Annotated in this window: 9 protein-coding genes; all 9 read left to right on the plus strand. The window is 50.8% G+C overall.

What is annotated here, in order from left to right; genetic code table 11:
• Positions 1-15 precede the first annotated feature (15 nt).
• The 9 genes from AACU55_RS01700 to AACU55_RS01740 all read left to right on the plus strand — a co-directional run bounded on the left by AACU55_RS01700 (position 16) and on the right by AACU55_RS01740 (position 10,453).
• A complete protein-coding gene (locus AACU55_RS01700) occupies positions 16-594 on the plus strand; it encodes a lipoprotein (protein ID WP_013576643.1) in 579 nt (192 codons plus the stop codon).
• 148 nt (positions 595-742) lie between these two features.
• Entirely contained in the window at positions 743-2,221 is a 1,479-nt protein-coding gene (ampG, locus tag AACU55_RS01705; protein WP_037036815.1) for a muropeptide MFS transporter AmpG, read from the plus strand.
• 433 nt (positions 2,222-2,654) lie between these two features.
• Entirely contained in the window at positions 2,655-3,614 is a 960-nt protein-coding gene (gene cyoA / locus AACU55_RS01710; protein ID WP_013576645.1) for a cytochrome o ubiquinol oxidase subunit II, read from the plus strand.
• A 3-nt stretch (positions 3,615-3,617) separates the two neighbouring features.
• A complete protein-coding gene (cyoB, locus tag AACU55_RS01715) occupies positions 3,618-5,609 on the plus strand; it encodes a cytochrome o ubiquinol oxidase subunit I (protein WP_013576646.1) in 1,992 nt (663 codons plus the stop codon).
• On the plus strand, positions 5,599-6,213 hold the full coding sequence (locus tag AACU55_RS01720) for a cytochrome o ubiquinol oxidase subunit III (RefSeq protein WP_013576647.1): 615 nt from the start codon (positions 5,599-5,601) through the stop codon (positions 6,211-6,213). Before cyoB ends, AACU55_RS01720 begins: the two co-directional genes overlap by 11 nt.
• Complete coding sequence (locus AACU55_RS01725) at positions 6,213-6,545, plus strand: cytochrome o ubiquinol oxidase subunit IV (RefSeq protein ID WP_013576648.1); 333 nt, start codon at positions 6,213-6,215, stop codon at positions 6,543-6,545. The genes AACU55_RS01720 and AACU55_RS01725 overlap by 1 nt, the downstream gene beginning before the upstream one ends.
• 18 nt (positions 6,546-6,563) lie before the next feature.
• Positions 6,564-7,448: a heme o synthase gene (cyoE, locus tag AACU55_RS01730; protein ID WP_013576649.1), complete on the plus strand. Its 885-nt coding sequence runs from the start codon at positions 6,564-6,566 to the stop codon at positions 7,446-7,448.
• A 172-nt stretch (positions 7,449-7,620) separates the two neighbouring features.
• Positions 7,621-8,985, plus strand: a complete 1,365-nt coding sequence (locus AACU55_RS01735) for an MFS transporter (RefSeq protein WP_013576650.1) — start codon at positions 7,621-7,623, stop codon at positions 8,983-8,985.
• A gap of 169 nt (positions 8,986-9,154) precedes the next feature.
• Positions 9,155-10,453, plus strand: a complete 1,299-nt coding sequence (locus AACU55_RS01740) for a Gfo/Idh/MocA family protein (RefSeq protein ID WP_134706543.1) — start codon at positions 9,155-9,157, stop codon at positions 10,451-10,453.
• Positions 10,454-10,608 lie beyond the last annotated feature (155 nt).

The following is a 10,608-nucleotide window of genomic DNA, read 5'->3' on the forward strand; positions in this document are numbered from 1 at the left end:
ATTGAGAAAATACACATGCTAAAGAAAATTATTTTCCCTGTTCTGGCACTGTTCATGCTGGCCGGTTGCGCCACCAGCACTAACACCCTGGACGTTTCACCGAAAATTGTTCTGCCTTCACAAGATCCAACGCTTCAGGGCATTACTATCAGCATCAACGGTGCTGACCAGCGTCAGGATCAGGCACTGGCAAAAGTGAACCGCGATGGGCAGTTGATTTCCCTGACACCGTCACGCGATCTGCGTTTCCTGTTGCAGGAATCACTGGAGAAACAAATGACCGCCAGAGGTTACATGGTAGGGGCTGACGGCGCGGTTGATTTGCAAATTGTGGTGAACAACCTGTATGCAGATGTTCAGGAAGGTAACCTGCGTTATAACATCACCACTAAAGCCGACATCTCCATCATCGCAACGGCGAAGAACGGCAGCAAGCAGGTGAAAAACTACCGCTCGACGTATAACGTTCAGGGTGCACTGTCTGCGACTAACGCAAAAATTACCAACGCAGTTAACACCACACTGGGCGATGTCATCAGTGACATGGCGTCAGACACCAGCATCAGTGACTTCATCAAAGCGAATGCCCGTTAAGTTCAGCTGAAGTTTGCGTGATGAATTCTGCCCGGCTCGTCCGGGCAGAATGCTTTTTAAGGCCAGTGATTATCTTTCCTGAAATGCATCCCTTCCTTTATTATGCGTATGCGCCACTCTCTCAACGGTTCGCAGGAACACAATTTTCATGATCAGTCAGTACTTTAAAATTTTCACGCAACGCAATACGGTCATTTTACTGCTTCTGGGCTTCGCTTCCGGCTTACCCCTGGCGCTGACGTCCGGCACGTTGCAGGCGTGGATGACGGTCGAAAATGTTGACCTGAAAACCATCGGTATTTTTTCGCTGGTAGGCCAGGCTTACGTGTTCAAGTTCTTATGGTCACCGATGATGGACCGTTACACGCCTTCTTTTCTCGGGCGCAGACGCGGATGGCTGATCCTGACGCAGTTGTTGCTGGTCGTGGCGATTTTCGCGATGGGTTTTATGGACCCTTCAAAAGATTTATTCTGGCTCGCCGCACTGGCCGTACTGATTGCATTCGCCTCGGCGTCGCAGGACATCGTTTTTGACGCGTATAAAACCGATTTACTGCCACCGGAAGAACGCGGAAATGGTGCCGCCGTGTCAGTTCTGGGTTACCGCCTGGCAATGCTGGTCTCCGGCGGACTGGCATTATGGCTGGCTGATCGGTATCTCGGCTGGCAGCATATGTACTGGCTGATGGCAGGTATGATGCTCATCGGCGTTCTCGCCACCCTGTTGTCGCCGGAGCCTGAAAATACCCAACCAGCGCCGCGTACCATGGAGATGGCCGTCGTCGCACCGCTGAAAGACTTTTTTGGCCGCAACAATGCCTGGCTGATTTTGCTGCTCATCGTGATGTACAAGATGGGCGATGCGTTTGCGGGAAGCCTGAGTACAACATTTTTGATCCGTGGCGTCGGTTTTGATGCGGGGGAGGTCGGGCTGGTAAATAAAACGCTCGGGCTGATGGCAACCATCATCGGTGCATTGTTTGGCGGAATGTTAATGCAGCGTCTGAGCTTGTTCCGCGCCCTGATGTTATTTGGGATTTTGCAGGCTGTTTCTAACGCCGGTTACTGGATCCTCGCCATCACCGATAAAGATTTAACCACTATGGGCGCGGCGATTTTCTTTGAAAACCTGTGTGGCGGTATGGGGACGGCAGCGTTCGTGGCACTCCTGATGACGCTGTGTAATCGCTCATTCTCTGCCACCCAGTTTGCGCTGCTTTCAGCATTGTCTGCCGTGGGCCGCGTGTATGTCGGGCCGATTGCAGGATGGTTCGTTGAAGCTTATGGCTGGCCGTGGTTTTATCTTTTCTCGATTGTGGCAGCGGTGCCCGGTTTACTGCTGCTGGCTGTTTGCCGGCAGACCCTCGAATACACCCAAAATACAGACAGTTTTCTGCCGCGCATTCACTTTGCCGCCCCGTATCGCTGGGCATTACGTTGCATGCTGACGGGAAGCTTGTTATTGATACTCTGGCTGATCACGCTGATTGTCGACAGTATGGGCTGGGCATCCTGGCAAAGGCTGGCGACAACCTTGTTAGAAACGGGAGCAGTTATTTGCCTGACTGGCGTTATTTTAGGCAGTCTGCTCGATTTTTTATCTCTGCGCCGTACTGCACGTTCCTGATTTACCGCCATTCATTCGAAATGAATGGCGCGTTTCATTTAACAAATGATCTATAAATAGGACGCAATAAATTAAATTCAGAAAAAATAATATTTTCCGGGATAGTTTTTCTTTCGGGCTTTTCATGCATTTTATTTCACCTGCTTTATACATTAATTTAACATTAATTAAACGTATCGATGAGATATCGCACGACAATTATAATGTCAAAATCTGTCACCCCTTGTTTTTCATCACTATAGAAAAAAATCCATACGCAACATATTGTTGCCCACTGTAAATTGTCACGATCCGTGACATGTGTGACTGCGTTAACATAAAGTGTCAACAGCGCTTTGACACTTGTTTAAGCGTGTTTACAGTCCTGCAACCTTCCCGTAAAATGCCCGCACACCTGAAGCGACAATAGAGCCCTAGTTATTGAGGTCGTTAGATGAGACTTAAGAAATACAATAAAAGTATTGGGATGTTGTCCTTATTTGCCTCCGCGGTAATGTTGAGCGGTTGCAATACGGCATTGATGGATCCCAAGGGAGCAATTGGACTTGAGCAGAGAACGCTGATTTTAACCGCTATCGGTTTAATGCTGATCGTTGTTATACCAGTTATTATCATGGCGTTTGCCTTTGCCTGGAAGTATCGCGCTTCCAATACAAAAGCAAAATACAGTCCTGATTGGTCCCACTCCAACAAAATTGAAGCCGTCGTCTGGACAGTTCCAATTATTATCATTGCCATCCTGGCAACGATTACCTGGAAAACCACCCACTCGCTTGATCCGTTCAAGCCAATCGTGACTGACCAAAAACCGATGACGGTTGAAGTCGTTTCTCTGGACTGGAAATGGTTGTTCATTTATCCAGAACAAGGCATCGCGACCGTTAACGAACTGGTTATTCCTAAAGATGTGCCTGTTCAGTTCAAAGTCACTTCAGACTCTGTCATGAACTCGTTCTTCATTCCTCAGTTAGGCGGGCAGATTTATGCGATGGCCGGTATGCAAACTCAGCTGCATTTGATTGCAAATGAAGCGGGTACGTATAAAGGCATTTCAGCAAGCTTCAGCGGCCGCGGCTTCTCAGGTATGAAGTTCAACACAATTGCGACTCCAACCCGTGCCGATTTCGACACCTGGGTAGCAAAAGTGAAAAGTGCACCGAACCAGCTGGCTACCACTGATGACTTCAACAAACTGGCTGCACAGAGCATCGACAACCCGGTCGAATACTTCTCTGTTGCAAAACCTGGTTTGTTTAAAGAAATCATTGGCAAATACTCCATGCATGACATGAAGGCAGCGCCAGAAGGTCACACCATGCCAATGCCGGCAGGCGCTGACATGAAAGGCATGGATATGGGTGGACAGTCTCACGCAGCCGGAGCCGAGGAATAAACGATGTTCGGAAAATTAACGCTTGATTCGGTTCCGTATCATGAACCGATTATCATGGTCACAGTTGCCGCGATTATTATCGGTGGCCTGGCAGTAGTTGCCGGCATCACCTATTTCGGTAAGTGGAAATATCTGTGGACCGAGTGGCTGACCTCCGTCGACCACAAAAAATTAGGTATCATGTATATCATTCTGGCCTTCGTCATGCTTCTGCGTGGCTTTGCCGATGCCATCATGATGCGTAGCCAGCAGGTGCTTGCCTCTGCGGGCGAGCCGGGCTTCCTTCCTCCTCATCACTACGACCAAATCTTTACCGCGCACGGCGTGATCATGATCTTCTTCATGGCGATGCCTTTCGTAATCGGTCTGATGAACGTGGTTGTTCCTTTGCAAATCGGTGCGCGCGACGTTGCGTTCCCGTTCCTGAACAACGTGAGCTTCTGGTTTACCGCCGCGGCTGTTGTGCTGATCAACATCTCTTTGGGTGTGGGTGAGTTCGCACAGACCGGCTGGTTAGCTTATCCGCCACTGTCAGGTAAGGAATACAGTCCGGGGGTCGGGGTAGATTACTGGATCTGGAGTCTCCAGATATCCGGTGTCGGGACCTTGCTGACCGGTGTTAACTTCTTTGCGACCATCCTGAAGATGCGCGCACCCGGTATGCCGCTGATGAAAATGCCGGTATTTACCTGGGCCGCACTGTGCACCAACGTGTTGATTATCGTGTCCTTCCCGATTCTGACCGTGACTGTTGCACTGCTGACTTTAGACCGTTATCTGGGCACCCATTTCTTCACGAATGATATGGGCGGCAACATGATGATGTACATCAACCTGATTTGGGCCTGGGGCCATCCGGAAGTGTACATTTTGGTTCTGCCAGTATTCGGTGTGTTCTCAGAAGTTACCGCAACCTTCTCCAAAAAACGTCTGTTCGGTTACACCTCGCTGGTATGGGCAACCATCGCCATCACCGTGTTGTCGTTCATCGTTTGGTTGCACCACTTCTTCACCATGGGTTCTGGCGCCAACGTCAATGCCTTCTTCGGCATCATGACGATGATCATTTCTATCCCGACCGGGGTAAAAATCTTCAACTGGCTGTTCACCATGTATCAGGGCCGTATCACGCTCAACGCCGCGATGCTGTGGACTGTTGGCTTCATCATCACCTTCTCTGTGGGTGGTATGACCGGTGTTCTGCTGGCGGTTCCGGGTGCTGACTTCGTGCTGCACAACAGCCTGTTCCTGATTGCCCACTTCCATAACGTTATTATCGGTGGTGTGGTCTTCGGTTGCTTCGCAGGTCTGACTTACTGGTTCCCTAAATCCTTCGGCTTCACGCTGAACGAAAAATGGGGTGTGCGTTCATTCTGGTTCTGGATCATCGGCTTCTTCGTTGCGTTCATGCCACTGTACGTCCTCGGCTTCATGGGCATGACCCGTCGTGTCAGCCAGAACATCGATCCTGAGTTCCACCCGCTGCTGGTTGTTGCAGCGTGCGGTGCTGCACTGATTGCCTGCGGTATCCTCTGCCAGCTGATCATGATCTTCGTTTCCGTTCGCGACCGCGACCAGAACCGTGATCTGACCGGTGACCCATGGGGCGCACGTACTCTGGAGTGGTCAACCTCTTCTCCTCCTCCGTTCTACAACTTCGCTATCGTGCCGCAAATTCACGACCGTGATGAGTTCTGGGACATGAAAGAGAAAGGCACCGCTTACAAGCAGCCTGCTAAATATGAACCGATTCATATGCCACGTAACAGCGGCGCCGGTTTCATCATCGCTATGCTGAGTCTGGTTTGTGGTTTCGCGTTAATCTGGGATATCTGGTGGCTGGCCGCGGTGAGCTTCATTGCACTGGCTGCGACCTGGATTGCGAAAAGCTTCGACGAAGATGTTGATTACTACGTGCCAGTTGAAGAAGTGGAACGTATTGAAAACCAACATTATGAACAAATCCGTAAAGCAGGTGTGAAACATGGCAACTGATACTCTGACTCACCACGATGAGGCCCATGCTGAGCATGGGCACCACGATGCAGGTGCAACCAAAGTCTTCGGCTTCTGGATCTACCTGATGAGTGACTGCATATTGTTTGCGAGCCTGTTCGCAACTTATGCAGTACTGGTAAACGGGACCGCTGGCGGTCCCTCTGGTAAAGACATTTTTGAACTGCCGTTCGTACTGGTAGAAACCTTCTGCCTGTTGTTCAGTAGTATCACTTACGGCTTTGCGATGCTGGGCATGAACAAAGGTAACAAAGCAGCGGTTAACGGCTGGTTGTTCCTGACTTTCCTGTTCGGTTTAGGCTTCATCGGGATGGAACTCTATGAATTCCATCACCTGATTGCTGAAGGCTATGGTCCGCAGCGCAGTGGTTTCCTGTCTGGCTTCTTTGCGCTGGTCGCCACCCACGGTCTGCACGTGACCTGTGGTCTGATTTGGATCCTGACCATGATGGTTCAGGTTTCACGTCGCGGTCTGACTGAAGTCAACAAAACCCGTCTGATGTGTCTGAGCCTGTTCTGGCACTTCCTGGACGTGGTGTGGATCTGCGTGTTTACCGTTGTTTATCTGATGGGAGCAATGTAATGAGTCATTCTGCTACTTCCCATGGTGGCGCAAGCCACGGCAGCCTGAAGTCATACGCTATTGGCTTCATCTTGTCGGTTATCCTGACGGTGATCCCGTTTGCCATGGTCATGACCGACACGGCGTCACATTCACTGATTCTGGGTACCGTGGTTGCTTCTGCAATCATCCAGATTGTTGTCCATCTGGTGTTCTTCCTGCACATGAATACGTCGTCGGAAGAGCGCTGGAACCTGGTGGCACTTCTGTTCACCGCTGTGATTATCTTTATCGTCGTTGTGGGCTCATTGTGGATTATGTATAACCTCAACCTCAATATGATGGTCAGTTAAAGAGCCGAGCTGCACGTGATGATTAAGCAATACCTGCAAGTAACGAAACCAGGAATTATTTTCGGCAACTTAATTTCTGTCATCGGGGGATTTCTCCTTGCTGCCAAAGGCAGCATCGACTTCCCACTCTTTCTCGCCACACTGGTGGGTGTTTCGCTGGTTGTCGCATCGGGTTGTGTCTTTAACAACTTTATCGACCGCGACATCGACCGGATCATGGAAAGAACGAAGAACCGGGTCCTGGTGAAAGGGCTTATTCCGCCGAAAACAAGCCTGGTTTACGCGACCATTCTGGGTATTGCGGGCTTTGCGTTGTTGTATATCGGAGCAAATCCGCTGGCCATGTGGCTGGCAGTGATGGGCTTTGTGGTTTATGTCGGCGTTTACAGCCTGTACATGAAACGCAACTCGGTATACGGCACGCTGATCGGCAGCTTGTCTGGCGCAGCGCCACCGGTTATCGGTTACTGTGCCGTTTCTGGCCAGTTTGATACCGGTGCACTGATCTTGCTTCTGATTTTCAGCCTGTGGCAGATGCCGCATTCGTACGCGATTGCCATCTTCCGCTTCAAAGATTATCAGGCAGCAGGTATCCCGGTTCTGCCAGTAGTGAAAGGCATCTCCGTCGCCAAGCATCATATTATCGTCTACATTCTGGCGTTTATGATTGCGACGCTGATGCTGACCCTGAGCGGTTATGCAGGTTATAAATACCTGATTGTCGCCGCCGCTGTCAGTATCTGGTGGCTGGGCATGGCACTGAAGGGGTATAAAACGGAAAATGACGTGGTGTGGGCGAGAAAACTGTTTGGTTTCTCCATCATCACCATCATGTCGCTGAGCTTCATGATGTCCGTGGATTTTAATTCTGCACCGACATCCTTGCTGACCTACGTTTGGTAACACGCACCTTCAGTGTAACCCGCTGAAATCACAGCTAAAGGCCAGTAGCAATACTGGCCTTTTCTTTTTCTCAGTCTGACAGGCAAACACCGTAATATCTGCTAAAGATCCATCGTTTTACCCAGGCCGGCTTAATCATTAAAATGTCGGATTGTTATTTTGAGGTAGTAATGTGAACGATAACCAGATGACCCCGCAGGAAAGTCGGGCTACATGGGGACTAGGGACAGTATTTTCTTTGCGCATGCTCGGCATGTTCATGGTTCTGCCGGTGCTGACCACCTACGGCATGAAATTATCCGGCGCCAGCGAAACACTGATCGGCATCGCCATCGGCATTTACGGCCTGGCACAGGCTGTTTTCCAGATCCCATTCGGACTGCTTTCTGACCGCGTTGGCCGCAAGCCACTGATCGTCTTTGGTCTGGTCATCTTCTGCATCGGCAGCATTGTGGCTGCTTCCACCGAATCTATCTGGGGCGTGATCATTGGTCGTGCCCTGCAAGGCTCTGGCGCGATTGCTGCCGCCGTGATGGCCCTGCTGTCTGACCTGACCCGTGAGCAAAACCGCACCAAAGCGATGGCGTTTATCGGCATCAGTTTTGGTATTACCTTTGCAATTGCTATGGTGCTCGGCCCGATCATCACCCACGCCTGGGGTTTACACGCCCTGTTCTGGGCGATCGCAGTATTGACCGTTCTCGGCATCATCATTACCGTGGCCGTGGTGCCCTCCCCTGCTACGCACATTCTTAATCGCGAATCGAGCATGGTAAAAGGCAGCTTCGGCAAAGTGATGGGCAACGCCAAACTGCTGAAACTGAACTTCGGTATTCTGTGTCTTCACGTGTTACTGATGTCGAGCTTCGTGGTGTTGCCGCAAGTGATGGAACATGCGGGCTTCCCGCCGAGTGAACACTGGCGGGTGTATCTGATCACCATGCTGACGTCTTTCGTCGCAGTCATTCCGGTGATTGTCTACGCTGAGAAAAAGCGCCACATGAAACAGGTGTTCATGGGTTGCGTGGTTGTGTTGCTGCTGGCTGAAATCGTACTGTGGGCCGCGGGGCTACATTTATGGGCGGTCATCGCCGGTATCCAACTGTTCTTCCTGGCTTTCAACGTGATGGAAGCGATTCTGCCTTCGCTTATCAGTAAAGAATCACCCGCGGGCTACAAAGGCACGGCGATGGGGCTTTATTCCACCAGCCAGTTCATCGGTGTGGCGATTGGCGGCAGCTTAGGCGGTTATGTTTACGGACACGTCGGGGCCGGTGCCGTATTCCTGGTTTGTGCGGCCATTGCCGTCGTCTGGTTGCTGGTCAGTTCTACCATGACCGAACCCCCGTATGTCAGCAGCCTGCGTATTACGCTGTCTGAACTGGCGGTGAAAGATTCCGCCCTGCAGGCACGGATCCTCGCACAACCGGGCGTGGCCGAAGCCGTTGTCGTTCCGGAAGAATTCAGCGCCTACGTAAAAGTCGACACCAAACAGACCAACCGTAAAGCGCTCGAACAACTGGTCAGCGCTGCCTGACGCCTTCTGACATAAGGAATCAGCTGTGTCTGGAAACTGGCACAGCGTTTCATTTTTATCCCCACTGCGTGACACCCTTCACTTAAAAAATTCCCTCAATCGTTATCCTCAAGAATTCCTTAACAAAATTTTGTCAGTGATGACGGCTCTCGGGCCTTTTGAGGATCTCATGAAAACATATGCTCTCGTTGGCACCGGTGGACGCTCAGGCTTATACATTGAAGCGATCACCGGTAAATACCGCCACAACGCAAAATTTGTGGCCTTCTGTGATACAAATCAGACGCGAATGGATTATGCGAACCGCCAGCTTGAGCAGAGCGGCATCGCACGGGTATCTACCTGGAAATCTGCTGATTTCAATACGATGCTCGACGAAACCAAACCGGATATCGTGATTGTCACCAGCATGGATCGCACACATGACGATTATATCGTCCGCGCCCTGCATGCCGGTTGTGACGTCATTACTGAAAAGCCGATGACCATTGATGAACAACGCGCGCTGCGCATTCTGGATGCCGTCGATGCAACTGGCTATCAGGTGCGTGTGGCGTTCAATTACCGCTACGCGCCGCATCACAGCAAAATGCGTGAACTGCTGATGCAGGAAACCATCGGTGAAGTACTTTCCGTGCATTTTGAATGGCTGCTGAATACCGAACATGGCGCCGATTATTTCCGCCGCTGGCACCGCGAAAAACGTAATTCCGGCGGTCTGCTGGTGCATAAATCCACCCATCATTTTGACCTGATGAATTTCTGGCTCAACAGCACGCCGGAGAAAGTTTATGCGCAGGGCGACCTGCGTTTTTACGGTAAAGAGAATGCAGAAAAGCGTGGCGTGACAGAGTTTTATCCGCGTACACATGGCTATCCGCAGGCACAGAATGATCCGTTTGCACTGCATATGGGCGATAACGCCCAGCTCAAAGCGCTGTATCTGGATGCGGAACATGAAGATAACTATTTCCGTGACCAGAGTGTCTTCAGTGACGGCATCAGCATTGAAGATACGTTGTCGGTGCTGGTGAAATATCAAAACAAAGTACAGCTAACCTATTCGCTCAATGCGTATCTGCCGTGGGAGGGTTTGAACGTAGTGTTCAACGGCACCAAAGGCCGCATTGAAATGAAAATCGTCGAGATGTCGTACGTAAACGCAGGCGGAAAACGCGAAAACGAAGGCAGCATTGAGAAAGCAGAAATTACTGTTTATCCGTTATTTGCCGAACCCTGGAAGGCGGAGTTCCAGATGGGAGAAGGCGGCCATGGCGGCGGTGATAATGCCATGCTGGAAGACCTGTTCGGCGAGCGCAAAGACGACCCGTTAAAACGCGCCGCCGATCACCGCGCCGGCGCGATGTCGATCCTGACAGGAATTGCCGGAAATCTCTCGATGCAGTACGACAAACCGATTTACTTTAAAGACTTCGAACTGGTGAAAAGACTGTGCCAGCGGAAGTAATCGCCATAAAAAAGGGACGCAATGCGTCTAATGCCGATCGTTTAAGGATCAGTTGACCGATCCTGTGGCTCGTGTAAAAAGGGTTCATGCTCATCATGGACCCTTTTTAAATGGAACTTTCACAAGCTCTCGGTATTATCAATCTTACTGCCCCC

The sequence above is a fragment of the Rahnella sp. CJA17(1/100) genome (genome assembly GCF_963881615.1).
Classification (GTDB): Bacteria; Pseudomonadota; Gammaproteobacteria; order Enterobacterales; family Enterobacteriaceae; genus Rahnella; species Rahnella aceris.

Coding starts and splice junctions, on each gene's coding strand:
- AACU55_RS01700 (WP_013576643.1), top strand. CDS start 16: ATGCTAAAGAAAATTATTTTCCCTGTTCTGGCACTGTTCATGCTGGCC.
- ampG (WP_037036815.1), top strand. CDS start 743: ATGATCAGTCAGTACTTTAAAATTTTCACGCAACGCAATACGGTCATT.
- cyoA (WP_013576645.1), top strand. CDS start 2,655: ATGAGACTTAAGAAATACAATAAAAGTATTGGGATGTTGTCCTTATTT.
- cyoB (WP_013576646.1), top strand. CDS start 3,618: ATGTTCGGAAAATTAACGCTTGATTCGGTTCCGTATCATGAACCGATT.
- AACU55_RS01720 (WP_013576647.1), top strand. CDS start 5,599: ATGGCAACTGATACTCTGACTCACCACGATGAGGCCCATGCTGAGCAT.
- AACU55_RS01725 (WP_013576648.1), top strand. CDS start 6,213: ATGAGTCATTCTGCTACTTCCCATGGTGGCGCAAGCCACGGCAGCCTG.
- cyoE (WP_013576649.1), top strand. CDS start 6,564: ATGATTAAGCAATACCTGCAAGTAACGAAACCAGGAATTATTTTCGGC.
- AACU55_RS01740 (WP_134706543.1), top strand. CDS start 9,155: ATGAAAACATATGCTCTCGTTGGCACCGGTGGACGCTCAGGCTTATAC.